This window comes from Emergencia timonensis (genome assembly GCF_900086585.1).
GTDB lineage: Bacteria > Bacillota > Clostridia > Peptostreptococcales > Anaerovoracaceae > Senimuribacter > Senimuribacter timonensis.
Map to the genome: position 1 here is coordinate 1,417,065 of NZ_FLKM01000009.1, position 16,816 is coordinate 1,433,880.

Here is a 16,816-nt window from a genome sequence, read left to right on the forward strand (position 1 = left end):
CTGAAGCGGAAAATCATCATTTCGGCCCTTCGTTTTTCGAGAGGAGAACTGTAATGACCAAATATGTATGGAAGCGATTATTGCTTTTGATACCGACGATATTAGGTGTCATGTTTATCGTGTATACGATTTTATCTCTGACACCGGGAACACCGGGGAAATTGATCCTCGGCCAGTCGGCCACGCCGGAGGCAATTAATCAGCTAAATGAAGAACTCGGATTTAATAATCCCTTTTTAGTCCGTTTTTTTGACTATATTGTCGATGCACTGCACGGAGATTTTGGCGTATCCTACAATACACAGAGACCGGTCTTTGACGAAATCTTTCCAAGGTTTCCGACGACCGTGATCATCGCCTTCCTCAGTGTCATTTCTGCGGCCATCGTCGGCATTCCCATTGGAATCTTGTCAGCGGTGAAACAGTATTCCTTCATAGATGGATGCAGCACCACCTTAGCCCTCTTTATGGCGGGAATTCCATCCTTCTGGCTGGGTCTGATGCTGATGCTGGTATTTTCTCTGCAGCTGGGCTGGCTGCCGCCCAGTGGCACAGGATCGTGGGAAAATTACGTACTGCCGACTTTGACGCTATGCATTACCGGATCGGCGCTGATCGTGCGCATTACGCGGACCATGATGCTGGAGACCATCCGGCAGGATTATATTAGAACGGCAAGGGCAAAGGGCGCCAGTGAAAAACGAGTTATTTTCCACCACGCTCTCAAAAATGCCCTTCTGCCGGTGATCACTTCTCTGGGCATCCAGTTTGGAGGCATGCTGGGCGGTACCATTGTCATCGAATCAGTATTCAGTCTTCCGGGACTGGGCACTCTGATTGTCGATGCAATCAGAATGAAGGATATCCCGCTGGTCATGGCATCCGTTATTTTTCTCGCTGTCTTATTCTGCCTGATTCTCTTGCTGATGGATCTTTTCTATGCATTCATTGACCCGAGAGTGAAAGCCCAATACGTGAAATAGGAGGACGCCATGAATACAATACAGACTAGGAAAACAGAAAAGAGAAAAAGAAAAAGCCAGGCTCGTGAAATCTGGCACAGAATGAGGAAAAATAAGCTGGCGATGATCGGTCTGGCCATCCTCATCGTATTCCTTCTATTAGCCATCTTCGCCGATGTTATCGTCGATTACGATACGGATGCCCTGGGCAGGGGCCAGGATAGATTAGCAGGTCCCAGCGCAGAGCACTGGTTCGGAACCGACTATCTGGGCAGAGATGTATTTGCCAGAATCGTATATGGCACGAGAGTCTCTCTGGCGCTGGGACTGGGAATCACGGTCATCGCCCTTTCAATCGGCGGCTTCCTCGGTGCAGCAGCAGCCTATTACGGAGGGATCATTGAAAGTGTAATCATGCGTATCGCGGATATGCTGATGTGTATTCCGTCAATTTTGCTGACACTGGCAATTATTGCAGCTCTGGGAACCAGTCTTCAGAATCTGGTCATTGCGGCAACCATAGCTTCGGTACCAGCATTTACGCGGATCATCAGATCCTATGTCTTCACCGTCATCGGAGAAGAGTACATAGAAGCCGCACGGGCAGGGGGAATGAATGATTTTCAGATCATCACTTCTCATATCCTTCCCAACGTGATCGGACCCATCGTTGTAGAAGCCACCATGAATGTGGCGGGAACCATTCTCTCCATCGCAGGACTCAGTTTTCTCGGCATGGGCGTACAGCCTCCGCAGCCGGAATGGGGCGCTATGCTCTCTGATGCCAAAGATTTTATGATGAACCAGCCGACCCTGGTCTTCTTCCCGGGACTTGCCATTGTACTGGCGGCCCTATCGCTGAATTTGCTGGGAGACGGACTGAGAGATGCCATTGACCCAAGATTAAAGGATTGAGGATGAAAGTATGAAAGAATCGATGTTAGAGATAAAAGATTTACATGTGGTATATCGCACGGAAGCCGGAGAAGTAAAAGCGGTTAATGACGTTGCTCTTTCGGTAAAGAAGGGGGATGTGCTGGGAATCGTGGGAGAAACCGGGGCAGGAAAATCCACCACGGCCCTTTCTGTGCTCAGACTGCTGCCGGAGAGAACGGGAAAAATCACCAGAGGCAGGATCCTATTTGACGGGGAAGATCTGCTCACTATGACAGAAGCTGATATGCGTGCGATTCGAGGAGAACGGATCTCCATGATTTTTCAAGACCCCATGACTTCTCTCAATCCTGTCATTCCGGTGGGCAAACAGATTGCGGAAGCAATCCGACTCCACCAGGCAGACAGCAAAGGGCAGGAAAGCGTAGAAAAGCGGGTTGACGAAATATTGGAACTGGTTGGAATTCCAAGCTCCAGAAAAAATGAATATCCCCATCAGTTTTCCGGCGGCATGAAGCAGAGAGTGGGAATTTCTGTGGCTCTGGCCTGCGAGCCGGAACTTCTCATAGCAGATGAACCGACCACAGCCTTGGACGTTACCATACAGGCTCAGGTTCTGTCTATGATGCAGGACCTGAAACAGAAGCTGGACATGTCTATGGTTCTGATCACTCACGATTTGGGCGTCGTAGCTGAAATGTGCGATGACGTTGCCGTGATGTATGCTGGAGAAATCATTGAATCCGGCACGGTGGACGATCTTTTCCTCAGCGAAAAAAGACATCCATATACAGAAGGTCTCTTTGGATCTATCCCCGATATAGACAGGGAAGAGCGGAGGCTGCATCCTATCGACGGACTGATGCCGGATCCTGTGGATCTGCCAGAGGGATGCAAGTTTCACCCCAGATGCACTCGCTGCATGGAAATATGCAGAACTGAAAAACCGCCGCAGAATGCAGACGGAACCCATATGATTCGCTGTCACCTGTTCAGTGAGGAAAAGGAGATGATTAAATGAACGCCCCATTGCTTGAAACGGTAAATCTGAAAAAGTATTTCAAAACATCAAAGGGAAATCTCCACGCGGTGGATAACATCAATCTGCAAGTTGCAGAAGGCTCCACTCTGGGCATTGTAGGCGAATCCGGCTGTGGAAAATCCACCCTGGGACGGACAATCCTCAGATTGACAGAACCCACAGAGGGGCAGATTCTCTTTGAAGGCAATGACATCTGCAAATTGTCCAAGAAGGGGCTGAAGGATCTGCGCAAGAGCATTCAGATTATTTTTCAAGATCCCTTTTCCAGCCTGGACCCCAGGAAGTGTGTTCTGGACCTCATAGCGGAGCCTTTGCTGGTCAACAAGAAAGAATATTCCAAGTCTGATGTCTATGCCAAAGCCTATGATCTGATGGATACAGTAGGGCTTGCGGAACGTCTGGCTTATAGTTATCCCCATGAACTGGACGGCGGCCGCAGACAGAGAATCGGTATCGCCCGTGCTTTGTCCCTGGAGCCAAAATTCATCGTCTGCGATGAACCAGTATCGGCTCTGGACGTGTCCATTCAGGCGCAGATCCTGAATCTGCTGATGGATCTGCAGGAAGAGATGGGGCTGACCTATCTTTTCATCACCCACAATCTCAGTGCAGTAAAACATATCTCAGATGAGATCGCCGTTTTATATCTGGGTCAGTGTGTGGAGAAAGCACCCACTGCCGAATTGTTCCGCAGCCCTCAGCATCCCTATACCAAAGCCCTCCTTTCCGCTGTTTTGAAACCGAATCTGAACGAGAGAGGACGCCTTCGCAATGTGATTCACGGGGAGGTGACCAGCCCCATCGATCCGGCGCCGGGCTGCCGTTTTGCGGCTCGCTGCCCGCATCGCACGGAAAAATGTATGACCGCAGATGTTACGTTGAGAGACGTGGGTGCAGGCCATCAGGTCGCCTGTGTCCTGGCGGAGAATTGACAAGGAGAGATTATGTTTCAGGAACAGTTGCAACAGATTTTGGATGATATCATCAATCGCAGCGGGACGGAAGTCAGCGCGGCTATCTATTATAGAGGAAAGTGCGCAGCTGCAGCAGCGGCAGGAGGCGGGGACGTGAGGGCGAAAGCTACAGATCGCTTTAACATAGGGTCCATTTCAAAGATATACTGTGCTGCCGCTGTAATGAAATTAGTAGAAGAAAAGAGAATTACACTGGATACAAAAATCTGCCAGGTACTTCCGCAGTTTCAGATGGCGGACCGTCGCTACCGCGACATCACTTTTCGCATGTGTCTCAATCATTCGTCGGGATTGCCGGGAACGGGGATGAGACTGGCTTTTCAGGCAGAGTTTCTCTACGACGAATTCAAGGAAGCCTTTTTTGACTACCTGTCCCGTGGGAAATTGAAGGCTGATCCGGGCAGTTTTTCTGTCTACTGTAATGACGGCTTTGATTTAGCCGCCTTTGCCATTGAAGAGATAACAGGGAGATCTTACAGCAGCTACCTCAGACGGGCAATTTTAGAACCTCTGGGTGCAGGTTCTACAGGATGCGGAATAGAGGTCCTGCCGGGCAAGCTGGTCAGACAAAATGGCTGCCCTCTGGAATATCTGGCCTGTCTCGGGTCTGGCGGAATTGTGACCAACTTGACCGACTGTGCCAAGTTTGGAGCGATGTTTGCTGTAGAAAGCAGCAGTCAAATGACCTGCCCGCAGGGAAAATCCCGCACGGGGAATACCCAGTCTCTGTATTACGGATTGGGCTGGGATACGGTTTCACTCTCTACAGAACACTATGATTTTGGACCAGGCACTTTGGGCAAGAGCGGCGGCACCAGTCAATTCGCCTCCTATCTGCTGGTCAGCCCTCGATATGAACTGTCCATTGGTATTTCCGCTACAAAGGATACTGGCATTGTCCCTCTTGAAGTGGCCTCTGAGATTGGAGCGGCTTTTCTGAAGTCTGAGGGCGCTGATATAGTAAAACCGCAGATGCCATCAGAGCATGTAAGACCAAGGGCAATGGATGGACTATACTTTGGAAACAGAGGCCTGTATCGGGTTTGTTCAAGGGAGATGGATTTCGCGGTTGATGAATTTACACCTGACGGCTGGAAGAAATTTGCAGAAACTGGAGAGGATTTTTCGTTTCAGGAGAGGGAAGGCGCTGTGGATCTGATGATGAGATGGCAGGGGGCGGATCTGGTTCTGGCTCAAAAGTTTGAGTCAAAAGAGACCTTGCCAGTGAGAAAGAAAACCGCCTGGGAACAGCGGATCGGCAAGTCTTATCTCATTTACAACGGGCATCCCGACGATTTGGATATTGGGGATATGGTCAACGGGATTACCATCTATCGGCCAGAGACTGCAGAAAGTGAATTTGAGAAAAACATTATTCTCTTTTGCGCAAAGGAGGAAGGCGGCTTTCGGATGATGCCGGCTATGCCCGCAGGTGATTTCGAGACAGACTATGTGCTGGACGGAGAGGGTGGTTCAGGCTGCAGAGACACCTTCACTCCCTTTGTGGAGATAGAATATGGGATAGAAATCCTGTACGACTGCGGTGTGCGCTATATCGACACCGATAGTCTGCCGAAACTGGCATCTCAGACGGTCACATCTCGTGAGCCGCAAAAAAATCCCGCCTTTCGAACTGATGCAGGTTATCGTATCACGGCCTGTAAGCCACAGCATGTAAAGATTCTTCTCTTTGATGAAGAACTGTACCCTTATTATGATGAACGCCGTGACTGCGTTTTTCCTATGACGAAAAAGGGCTACATCGTATTTCTGGCCAAAGAACCTTTTTCTGCGGAGGTCTCTTATGAACAAAATGAAATAGGTGAAGAAGATGAATATAGAAGCAATTGACCGCTATGCAGCGGAGCAGATGGAACGATTTGAGGTTCCGAGCCTTTGTTATGCCCTGGTGCAAAGAGGAAAAGTGATTCACGCCAGCACCCTTGGCACTGCCGATCTGTCAACTGGCAGGAAAGCGGATTTACATACCAGGTATCCCATCTGTTCTCTGACAAAGTCCATGACCGCCCTCTGTATGGGCATGCTTGCAGACGAAGGAAAGCTCAGCTTCGAGATGCCGGTAAGAACTTACTTGCCGGAATTCAAGATGGCAGACACCTATGCGGGTGAACATGCCACGATTCGCGATCTGCTCTCCCATATGACGGGGCTTCCCCGGCATGATCCTGCAATCTTCAAAATCGGTGAAGAGAAGGAATCTCTGGAGAGAGTGGTTGAAAAAATCGGAATGCTGCCTATGAATCGTGAATTTCGCAGCCGTTTTGAATACATCAATCCGATGTACCTGGTCTGCAGTCTGATCATCGAGCGGCTGTCGGGAAAATCTTACGGAGAATTTCTCAAAGAAAGGCTTTTCAGGCCAATAGGAATGAAAGAGAGTTCTGCCTTCACAGAGGATATGCTGAACTCGGCCAACCGTGCCAAGCCATATATTCGTCTAAAAGACGGATCAATGGTTGAAACACTCAGTTTTTGCAATGACAGCCTGTCTGGGGCAGGGAATGTGAACTCCACCCTGGCAGACATGGCAGCTTATATGGGTTATTTGATAGAACAGAAGACGGAGAAGGGGGAGCAGCTGATTTCTGAACAGACACGAAAGCAGATTTTTGCTACCCATACCATTGACTGGTGCGGGTATGACTACAAGTGGCCGGAGATGCCAGTAGCCTGTTATGGTCTGGGATGGACGATTCAGCCGTATCGGGGAAACCTCTGTTTCTGTCATGCAGGCAGCCTCTATGGCTTCACCTCTTATATGTCATTTCTGCCCTATGAACAGACAGGTCTCGTGTTGCTGTCTAATCTGGAGCAGTGTTTCCTGCCGCAAACCATGGCCCATCATCTCTTTGACGTGGCGTTAAAGCTGCCCTATGTAAACTGGGAGGAACGATATGCCGAGAATCAGCGAAATATGGACGCAGCCTATGAAGCACATAACGAGGAAATTTTGCGGACCGATCGGAAGAAAAAAAGTAAACTTGTCTCAGATCCCTCACTTTTTCTGGGAGAATATAAAAACAGCGGCTATGGCAGGCTTCAGGTGTGCCAGCTGGAGGACAGGCTGCAGATCAAATATGGCGGTTGGAATTATCCCCTCATTCACAGTTATGGAAATACCTATTTGCTGGACATCGGCAGGCCAAACAGACCGCTTCTGACCAGAGCTGAATTTTGCCCGGAAAGAGGGGTAAAAGTCTGGTTTGAAGTGAATTTGGAAGAACCGATAGAGTTTTTGATGGAGAGGAAGAGATAAATGTATGATGTACTAATTAAAAATGGGATGGTAATCGACGGCACCGGTGCAGCGGCAAAGCCACTGGATGTGGCATGTAAAGATGGACGAGTTTACATGTTGGAACCTGGAAGCTGTTTTTCGGCAAGGGAAATCATCGATGCTGCCGGACTGTGGGTTTCTCCTGGCTTCATTGATACTCATTCTCACGGAGATTTCCCTTATGGCGTTTCCTGCAATTCCCTCGCGAAAGTTTCCCAAGGGATTACCACCCATCTGGGCGGGCAGTGCGGCCTGTCGGCCTTTCCACTCTGCAGGGAGCGGATAGAAGAGGTGGCAGATGCTATCGGCCTTTCCCGCTATCCTGAGCGGCCATTGTGTGAGCATACCACCTTTGCCCGGTATCGGGATTATATGAAAACCATTTCTGCAGCGGAACATATCGGATTTTTTCTCGGCCATGAAACTCTGCGCCAATCTGCCATGGGAGCTGTGCAGAGAGTGCCGTCCCAGGATGAAATGAATGATATGACAGAGATGCTGGAGGAGGCACTCTTGAACGGAGCCTTTGGCATGAGCACAGGGCTGGCCTATCCGCCGGGAGCCTATGCAGAGAAAGAAGAACTATATCAGCTCTGTAAGGTTTTGAAAAAACACGACGGGATATATGCGACTCATATGCGGGATGAGGGAAGACATATCATAGATTCTGTCAAGGAAGTTATCTGGCTTGGTAAAGAGACGGGCTGCAGGGTGCACATTTCCCATTTGAAAGTCTGCGGCCTAAAAAACTTCGGTCTTTCTCAGGAGATTTTTGAACTGTTGGATCAGGCAGAACGCGACGGCGTGCGGATTTCAGCGGATGCTTATCCTTACACCATGTCGGGTACTCAGCTGATCTTCTGTCTGCCGCCGGATTTGATGGAAGGCGGTATAGACAAGGCTTTGGAGCTGATCAGAACAGATAAAGGCCGCGAAACTGCACGGCAGCGGTTATTGCATGACGATAGCTTCGACAATATCTATCAGTCCTGTGGCAGTTTTGAAAAGATGATTGTGGCCGCCTGCGCCGTGACAAAGGACGCCGTGGGAAAATCGGTTGCCCAGTGGGGAAGAAACCACGGTTATGAGGCATTTGAGGCTTTCTTTGCGCTTCTTCTGCAAAACAGAGGGGAAGTGGGCGCCATGTTCGAAGAAATCGGTGAAGAGGATATGCGAAGAATTTTACAGGATTCCAGGGTGATGATCGGAAGCGACGGGGCAATCGACAAGCTCTCTGACGGTGGTCATCCTCGCACCTTTGGAACCTTCCCCAGAGCCATTGTGCTATTTACGAGAGATGAAAAACTGGTGTCCCTTGAGGAGATGATTCGCCGCATGACCTCTCTGCCGGCAAAGACCTTTCAGGTTGAAGGAAAAGGGATTCTTGCCGATGGAATGGATGCCGATATCACCATCTTTGATCCGAAAGAGATACGGGATCAGGCGACGATTTTGGAGCCGGTCAAGATCAGCAAGGGCATTGACACTGTACTGGCAGGCGGAAAAATTGTATTTCGTCATGGTGCCTTGACAGGAGAAACACCTGGGACTGTAATCACGAAAGGGAAAAGGAGCAGCCAACATGAGTAAGATCTTTATCTGTGCAGACATCGAAGGTACTGCAAACATTCAAAATCCTTTGGAGCTGCGGAAAAGCGAACCTCTGTATCATGGATATTTTGCAGAGCAGATGACGCGGGAAATCTCTGCCGCCTGCCGAGGCGCCAGGGAAGCGGGAGCCGAGATGATTTTAATCAAGGACTCTCACGGGGCGGGGGATAATCTTCTGCCAGATCAACTGCCGGAAGATACTGAACTGATCAGAGGGTGGGGGCTTCATCCTTACCACATGATGTTTGGAATTGAGGCGGACTTTGACGGCGTCTTCCTGACCGGCTGTCACAGTGCAGGCGGCACGGATTCCAGCCCTCTGGCCCATACCAACAATTCAAAAAACTGCTGGGTGAAAATCAACGGGGAAATCGCAGGAGAAGCTTATATCAACAGCCTGACGGCAGCCTATGTGGGCGTTCCGACCCTGCTCATTACGGGTGATGCAGGGATCTGTAAATTTATGAAAGAAAAAATACCAGGGGCGGAGATGGTGATTACCACGACTTACGCAGGTAATGCTTCACGCAGCAGACATCCCCGTACCGTAGATGAAGAAATCAGACGAGCAGCGAAAAGAGCGCTGTCCATTTCCAAAGGGCAGTGTTACCCGAAGATGCCGAAAACCTTTCAGGCAGAAATCTCCTTTTTCAATCATCTGCGGGCCAGGGGCGCATCTTTTTACCCGGGGGCGCGGCTGAAAGAAAGTCATATCGTGACCTTTACCCATCAAGACTGGTACGAAGTGCTCCGCTTTTTCTTTTTTGTTTTAAGTGATAATTTAGTATGAGGTATGACGATGAAAATAACAAAGATACAGATAGAAAAGTTTTCGATTCCCTTTACAGAGCCTTTTCAGGTGGCCTTCGGACTGATCACCGATAGCGAAAGCTGGACAGTGAAAGTGATGACGGATGAGGGGGTTTACGGTCTCGGTTCGGCAGCGCCTTTGGGATTCGTCACGGGAGAAACCATGGATACCTGTTATCTGGTTTTAAAAATGCTTGCAGAGGCGATGATTGGGCGTGATCCCATGGATATCCGGGGAGCCCACGCCCTGATGGACGGTTTGATTTACGGAAACGGGTCTGCCAAATGTGCCATCGACACAGCTCTTTATGACATTATGGGGAAAAAGAAAGGACAGCCATTGTATCGCCTGCTGGGCGGAACAAATCCGACGGTTTATAACGATATTACCATTGGAATTGACGAACCGGCAAAAATGCGTGCTGAAGCCGAAAAGCATGTAAGAGAAAGAGGCTTTCGTATTCTGAAAGTCAAAACCGGCATTGATCTGCAGCGAGATATCGAAGCGCTGACGCAGATTCGACAGGCGATAGGAGAAGAGGTCCGTATCCGCGTAGATGCCAATCAAGGATATGATCTGGAAACTGCGCTGACGGCCTGCAAAGAACTGGAATCCTTAGGAATTGAGGCGATGGAGCAGCCTTTGCCTTGGTGGGATTTTGATGGAGCGGCGGAACTGAAACGCAGAAACGAGACGACAGTAGCTCTGATGCTGGATGAATCGATTCATTCCCCTCACGATGCCAGCAGGGCAGCAAAGCTGCAGTGTGCGGATTATTATAATATTAAACTGATGAAGTGTGGAGGCCTTTATCACGGTCTCCAGATTGCGGATATCGCGGAGGGAGCAGGCGTCTCCTGCATGGTCGGATGTATGCAGGAGAACAAGATCAGCTTGACGGCAGGTATCAGTTTGGTGGCTGCGAAGAAAGCTATTATTGAAGCAGACTGTGACAGCTTTATATTTTTCCCAGGAGATGATGACGGAATTGCAGGCGGCTTTACGCGAGAGGGAGGCGTTTTCACATTGACAGAAAAACCGGGTCTGGGCATTGAGGCGGATTTTTAGGAGAGAGAGATGGATGGTGCAATCGGAATAATCGGCGGTATGGGTCCCCTGGCTACGGAACTCTTCTACAAAATGGTCACAACCCATACAGCAGTTCAAAGTGATCAGGAGCATGTCAGAATGATTTTACTCAGCGATACCTCTATGCCGGACAGGACTGCCGCAATTATAAATGGGGATAGCCAAAGAATCAGAGAACAGATGCTGCAGGATGCTTTGTTTTTGCAGGACAGCGGCTGCAGAGCCCTGGCAGTCACTTGCAATACGGCTCATTTTTTCATAGATTCCATTGAGAACGCTCTAGACATTCCCGTGATTCACATGATTCGAGAGACGGCTCTTGAAATGAGCGTGCTTTATCCAGAGGGGAAAATCGGCGTCATGGCGACCCAGGGGACGATTGAAACAGGCCTGTACCAGCAGGCCTTGTCCGCCTGTGGTCTAAAGCCGTACATACCGAAAACTTCGATTCAGAAAGAAATCATGTATCAGATTTACGAGCGGATAAAGGCAGGAAAGTTTTATGATGCAGAACGCTTTCGGCTGATAGAAGAGGATTTCAGGAATGCAGGCTGTGACTGTGTTTTGCTGGCATGTACAGAGTTGTCGGTAATCAGGGAGCAGGAACATCTGAACAACTGGTTTGCAGATCCCATGGAAATCCTGGCAAAAAAGGTAATTCTCTTTGCAGGAAAAGAATATAAGGAGTAAAATAGATGGAAAGAGCTAGTACATGGCAAAGTTATGACGAAGGGCAGCTGCAGCAGCTGGAAGTCCTTTGCACAGAATACAGAGCGTTTCTGGACAGAGGAAAGACAGAAAGAGAATGTGTGAGCATGGTTGTTTCTATGGCAGAAGCTGCCGGATACAGGAATCTTGAGCAGGTGATCAGAGATGGCGAATCCCTGAAAGCAGGAGACAAGGTTTATGCGGTCTGCATGGGAAAGGCCGTGGTTCTTTTTCAGATAGGTAAGAAAAATATAGAAGAAGGGATGAACATTTTAGGCGCGCACATCGATTCGCCCAGACTGGATGTGAAGCAAAATCCTCTTTATGAAGACGCTGGCTTTGCATATCTGGATACCCACTATTACGGCGGAGTGAAGAAATACCAATGGGTAGCCATGCCTTTGGCAATTCACGGCGTGGTGGTACGGAAGGACGGGCAGACAAGCAGCGTGATTATCGGTGAAGTGGATGATGATCCCGTGGTAGGAATTACAGATCTGCTGCCCCACCTTGCAGCAAAGCAGATGGAGAAGAAGGCTTCTGTAGTCATCGAAGGAGAGAATTTGGATGTGCTCATCGGCAGTAAGCCCCTGGCGGGGGAAGAGAAGGACCGTGTAAAATCCAACATCTTGAAACTTCTGAAGGAAAAGTATCACATGGAGGAAGAGGACTTTCTTTCTGCCGAACTGGAATTGGTTCCGGCTGGAAAGGCCAGAGAGGCGGGTCTGGACCGCAGTTTGATCATGGCCTATGGACAGGATGACAGAGCCTGCGCCTTTACTTCTCTGCAAGCCATGCTCGATACAAGAGAAGTGGAAAAAACGGCCTGCTGCATCCTGGTGGACAAGGAGGAAATCGGCAGTACAGGTGCCACGGGAATGGCATCCAGATTCTTTGAAAACACAACAGCTGAGGTGCTCGACAGAATGGGAGAGTACAGTGATCTGAAACTGCGCAGAGTGCTGGCTGGCTCCAATATGCTGTCTTGTGATGTCAATGCTGCCTACGACCCGCTCTTTGCCGATGCCTTTGAGGAGAAGAACGCAGCCTTTGCGGGAAGAGGGATGACCTTCAGCAAGTATACGGGATCGAAAGGGAAGTTCAGTTCCAACGATGCCAATGCAGAGTATATCGCCCGGATCAGAACCATCATGGATAATGCAAAAGTCCACTATCAGTTTGCTGAAATGGGGAAGGTGGATAGGGGCGGCGGGGGAACTATCGCATATATCCTGTCACATTTTGGCATGCAGGTCATCGACTGCGGGGTTTGCGTGCTCAATATGCATGCTCCCTGGGAAATGACCAGCAAAGCGGACATTTACGAGACAAAGAAAGGCTATGAAGCATTTTTGAAAAGAATGTAATAAATTTTAAGGAGAGATGAAGTATGACGTGGTTAAAAGAATATCCAAGAGAATATTATCAAAAATACGAAAGAGTCCAGGTACAGAGCGACTATGGATGGTATCAGGTTTACAGGCTGCCGGGAAATGTGTACGCCATCTGTGAACCCCAGCATTTTCAAGAAGTGAATTTCTTTCTCATCGTGGGAGAGCGCCGGGCGCTGCTGCTGGATACTGGCGAAGGATTCTGCCCCGTCAGACCTTTGATCGAGGAACTATATAGCGGAGAAATCATTGCCTGCAACAGCCATTTCCACTTCGACCATATCGCCTCTAATTATGAGTTTCAGCCAATTCACGTCTATGAGGATGATTACGTCAGACAGGTAGCTGAGAACGGTCTGCCCAAGGAGGCCTTAGGCGCTCAGTTAGACGAAGAGATGTTCCAGTTCGGCTATCCCAAAAACCTGGATGCAGAGCACTTTTACATCAAGCCTTATGAGACGGTGCCTGTGGCGGACGGCCATATCTTTGATCTTGGCGGCCGCAAAATAAAAGTCTTACATACGCCTGGTCACAGCAATGACTGTATCATGCTCTACGATGAAGAAAATAAAATTCTCTTTACGGGCGATACCTTTTATCTGGGAGCCCTTTATGCCCACTTTGACTGTGATGAATTCGGCCATGGCAGTGTGGAGCAATATTGTGAAACCATGAAACGTCTCGCGGCAGAGATTCCAGAAGACGTAAAATTGTACTGCTCCCACAATGACTTTATCGCAGACTGGCATAAGCTGCAGGAAACAGCCGATGCACTTCAGCATATCATCTGCGGCGAAACGGCAGGGGAGAAAGAAGTATCCATCGGTCATACCTATCTGGAAGGCGGAAAAACAATCAGTGAATACCCATGCGATGGGTTTTCCATTGTCTATAATACATCGCATTTGAAGTAAAGACCGAGTGCATGAGGGAGGGCAGCTCCTATGCACACATGTCGCCCGTATGAAGCGTCTTTTGACGACGTCCGATATTATAAAGAGATTAGGACTCTGCAATTTATGAAATTTTGCAGAGTTTCTTATTTTGGTGCTGCATTCCCTATACAATAGATGTAAAATAATGGAAACAAAAGGAGGGGAAGATGTACAACACCAGTGATTATGTAGAAGAAGATTTATGTTTTCAGCGATTGCTCCGAAGAAAATATCTGCAGCAGCTGCGAGGGCTCCCTGCAGGGGGACTATCTACCTCGATCATTAAGAATCAGACTTACTACTATAGGGTTTTAAACGGTAAGAAAATATATATCGGGAAAGCCGATTGTAAAGAAGTAGTGCAATTACAGAAGCGCAGATTTATAGAAAATTCCATTAAACGCATTGATAATAACTGCGTATTGATGGAGCAACTGCTGAAAGGATATCAAAGCGTAGACCCCGAGGAGGTCATGGCAGAAGAAACAAGGGCCTATCAGACGCCGCCAGAATGCAGCTTTTCTATGTCAGGTATTCACAATGGTAAAAAATGGGGTAACATGCCATATCGTAAATATAAAGGATTTCCTGAAGGGTTGAAGCACAAGACCTTGAAAGGAGAAAAGGTTAGATCAAAGTCGGAAGCGTTAATTGCCAACATGCTGTTTGTAAAAAACATAGAATATCATTATGAGGAGGAAATAGATGTTGGAGGGAGAACGATCCCACCGGATTTTCGAATTTATGTGAAGAGCCAAAACAAGTTTAAACTCTTAGAACACCTGGGGCTGCTCGTAAAAGAGAAGTATCGGAGTGATGCTCTGGAGAAGATGGAATTGTATTTTTCCAATGGCTATAGACTTTATGACGACATCTTATTCACCTGCGATGATTTGGATGGACGGATCAACACTCTCGACATCGGAAAGCTCATTGACGACTACTGCGTCTGATTTGTACAATAGAGTTAGGTTTTTTGGGCTTCTGGAGCGTTGCTCGCGTAACTAATATGGATTTTTATAAGAAAAAAGGCCAGGCAGCGTCTACTTTTCGAGATACCTGGTCTTTTTCTACGTTGAGATATAGTAAAATCAGTAAATGGGTTACTTTTCGTCAGTTTTATCAGAACAAATACACCAGATTCTCTAAGAAAAATAACCAATATCCAGTATTTGGAAGGAAAGGTTACGCGAGATTTGTCTGCAACCGCCAAAAAACCTAACCTTATTGTACAGCGGCGGCCAACTGACCTGCTATACTAGCGGCGGCCAGAACCCGCTGCCTAGTCCCTGAACTGATACTGATACAGCTCGGCGTACATGCCGCCGGCTTTGATCAGTTCTTCGTGGCTGCCTCGTTCGGCGATGCCTTCACTGGTCAGGACGATGATCTCATCAGCATTTTTAATAGTGGATAATCTGTGGGCAACGATGATGGAAGTACGCCCGCGGCCGAGTTCCTCAAGGGACTGCTGGATCAGCATCTCTGTCGCGTTGTCTAGGGCTGAGGTCGCCTCGTCGAGAATCAGGATTGGCGGATTCTTGAGAAAGACTCTGGCGATGGAGATGCGCTGTTTTTGGCCGCCGGACAGCTTGATGCCGCGCTCGCCGACCTGGGTATCGTAGCCATTTTCCATGGTCAGGATGTAGTCGTGGATGTTGGCCTTTTTGGCAGCTTCGATGATTTCTTCATCGGTGGCATCCAGATTGCCGTAGGCGATGTTTTCCCTGATAGTTCCGTTGAACAGAAAGACGTCCTGGGCGACCATGCCGATGTTCTTACGCAGGGCGTATCTGGAAATATTGGTGATATCGATGCCGTCAATCGTGATGCGGCCGGAATCGATGTCGTAGAAACGAGGAATCAGATGACACATGGTGGTCTTGCCGCTGCCAGACGGACCGACCAGCGCCAGCGTCTTACCTTGTTTGATGTCCATGGTCAGATTGCTGATGACAGGCGGTTTGTCCTCATCATTGTCACTGGACTCGTAGCTGAAGGTTACATTTTCAAAGCAGATGTTTCCGTCCAGATGGTCAGGCTCCATGAGGTTTTCTGCGTTTTCCTCTTCTTCCGGCATATCCATGATTTCACAAAATCTGTTGAAGCCGGTCATGCCCTCCTGCAGCTGTTCGTAGAACGCGACCAGCTTGTTGACAGGGTTTAAGAACATAGTCATATATAAAAGATAAGCGGCAAATTCGCCAGTATCGATTTTTCCATAGAAGAAAAAGAGTCCGCCGGCAGTCAGGACGACCAGGTAGAGCAGATCCATGAAAAGACCCATTCCGGAATTGAAGATTCCCATGGCGCGGTAGGCTCCTGCACGGGAGCGTTTCAGGTTTTCGTTGACCTGGTCAAATTTTTCATTTTCATGCTTGTCCGCTGTATAAGCTTTGGACACGCGGATGCCGGCAATGGCGGTTTCCACGTTGGCGTTGATTTCGGCGGTTTTTACTCTGGTCTCTGTGAAGGCCTCGTTCATCATCTTCTTTGTTTTGAAAGCAAAAAAGAGCATGAACGGAAGGACGGCAAAGGTAATCAGGGTCAGAGCAATGTTGATCTGCGCCAGCATGATAAAGGCGCCGATCAAAATGATCAGGGAGAGAAAGAGATTCTCCGGGCCATGGTGCGCCAGCTCCGATACTTCAAAGAGGTCGTTGATCATTCTCGACATAACGGAGCCGGTTTTGTGCTCGTCAAAGAAGGAGAAGGGCAGCTTTTGAAGATGGCGGAACAACTCGCGCCTCATATCTCCCTGGATTCTTACGCCGACGATGTGGCCCCAATACTGGATGATGTAGTTGAGGATCGCTTTCAATATATAGATGCCCAAAAGCACGACGGCCCAGGTCACAAAGAGCCGGATGTTTTGATTGGGTACATAGTCATTGATGATGTTCTTTGCAATGACGGGATAAAACAGGTCACAGCATGCAACGATAAAGGCGCAGACCATGTCAATGATAAATAATTTCTTGTGTGGTTTATAAAATCTGGCAAATTTTCGAATCATTCTTGTCCTCCTTATTTCAGAAACGTAATATATATAATATACCACAAAATGGCTGCAACAATCCATGGTTTCCCTTTTTGATTTG

14 protein-coding genes are annotated in these 16,816 nt (G+C 48.5%); 13 read left to right on the top strand and 1 reads right to left on the bottom strand.

Annotation, left to right across the window (positions count from 1 at the left end):
* Nucleotides 1-53: 53 nt before the first annotated feature.
* From BN6539_RS17610 to BN6539_RS17670, 13 genes are all read left to right on the top strand, one after another.
* The gene (locus BN6539_RS17610; protein ID WP_067541408.1) at nt 54-983 is read left to right on the top strand and encodes an ABC transporter permease; all 930 of its coding nucleotides are present in this window, start codon (nt 54-56) and stop codon (nt 981-983) included.
* A gap of 9 nt (nt 984-992) precedes the next feature.
* Nucleotides 993-1,877 carry an ABC transporter permease gene (locus tag BN6539_RS17615; RefSeq protein WP_067541410.1) on the top strand — a complete coding sequence of 295 codons (885 nt, stop codon included), beginning with the start codon at nt 993-995 and terminating at the stop codon, nt 1,875-1,877.
* A gap of 10 nt (nt 1,878-1,887) precedes the next feature.
* On the top strand, nt 1,888-2,877 hold the full coding sequence (locus BN6539_RS17620; RefSeq protein ID WP_067541412.1) for an ABC transporter ATP-binding protein: 990 nt from the start codon (nt 1,888-1,890) through the stop codon (nt 2,875-2,877).
* Nucleotides 2,874-3,830 carry an ABC transporter ATP-binding protein gene (locus BN6539_RS17625; RefSeq protein ID WP_067541414.1) on the top strand — a complete coding sequence of 319 codons (957 nt, stop codon included), beginning with the start codon at nt 2,874-2,876 and terminating at the stop codon, nt 3,828-3,830. Before BN6539_RS17620 ends, BN6539_RS17625 begins: the two co-directional genes overlap by 4 nt.
* Before the next feature lie 12 nt (nt 3,831-3,842).
* Nucleotides 3,843-5,723 (top strand): serine hydrolase domain-containing protein, encoded by a 1,881-nt coding sequence (locus BN6539_RS17630; protein ID WP_067541417.1) that lies wholly within the window; start codon nt 3,843-3,845, stop codon nt 5,721-5,723.
* Nucleotides 5,704-7,149, top strand: coding sequence for a serine hydrolase domain-containing protein (locus BN6539_RS17635; protein ID WP_067541419.1), 1,446 nt, complete (start codon nt 5,704-5,706; stop codon nt 7,147-7,149). Before BN6539_RS17630 ends, BN6539_RS17635 begins: the two co-directional genes overlap by 20 nt.
* Nucleotides 7,150-8,760, top strand: coding sequence for an N-acyl-D-amino-acid deacylase family protein (locus tag BN6539_RS17640; protein ID WP_067541421.1), 1,611 nt, complete (start codon nt 7,150-7,152; stop codon nt 8,758-8,760).
* Complete coding sequence (locus tag BN6539_RS17645; RefSeq protein ID WP_067541423.1) at nt 8,753-9,571, top strand: M55 family metallopeptidase; 819 nt, start codon at nt 8,753-8,755, stop codon at nt 9,569-9,571. Before BN6539_RS17640 ends, BN6539_RS17645 begins: the two co-directional genes overlap by 8 nt.
* A 9-nt stretch (nt 9,572-9,580) precedes the next feature.
* A complete protein-coding gene (locus BN6539_RS17650; protein WP_067541425.1) occupies nt 9,581-10,660 on the top strand; it encodes a mandelate racemase/muconate lactonizing enzyme family protein in 1,080 nt (359 codons plus the stop codon).
* A gap of 9 nt (nt 10,661-10,669) precedes the next feature.
* On the top strand, nt 10,670-11,371 hold the full coding sequence (gene cuyB, locus BN6539_RS17655; protein ID WP_067541427.1) for a cysteate racemase: 702 nt from the start codon (nt 10,670-10,672) through the stop codon (nt 11,369-11,371).
* A gap of 5 nt (nt 11,372-11,376) precedes the next feature.
* The gene (locus BN6539_RS17660) at nt 11,377-12,756 is read left to right on the top strand and encodes an aminopeptidase (RefSeq protein WP_067541428.1); all 1,380 of its coding nucleotides are present in this window, start codon (nt 11,377-11,379) and stop codon (nt 12,754-12,756) included.
* Nucleotides 12,757-12,779: 23 nt separating this feature from the next.
* Nucleotides 12,780-13,694: an MBL fold metallo-hydrolase gene (locus BN6539_RS17665; RefSeq protein WP_067541430.1), complete on the top strand. Its 915-nt coding sequence runs from the start codon at nt 12,780-12,782 to the stop codon at nt 13,692-13,694.
* 188 nt (nt 13,695-13,882) lie between these two features.
* Nucleotides 13,883-14,668, top strand: a complete 786-nt coding sequence (locus BN6539_RS17670) for a hypothetical protein (protein ID WP_067541432.1) — start codon at nt 13,883-13,885, stop codon at nt 14,666-14,668.
* Between the two features lie 329 nt (nt 14,669-14,997).
* Here the strand turns inward: BN6539_RS17670 and BN6539_RS17675 are convergent, their stop codons facing one another.
* A complete protein-coding gene (locus tag BN6539_RS17675) occupies nt 14,998-16,731 on the bottom strand; it encodes an ABC transporter ATP-binding protein (RefSeq protein ID WP_067541434.1) in 1,734 nt (577 codons plus the stop codon).
* Nucleotides 16,732-16,816: the final 85 nt, after the last annotated feature.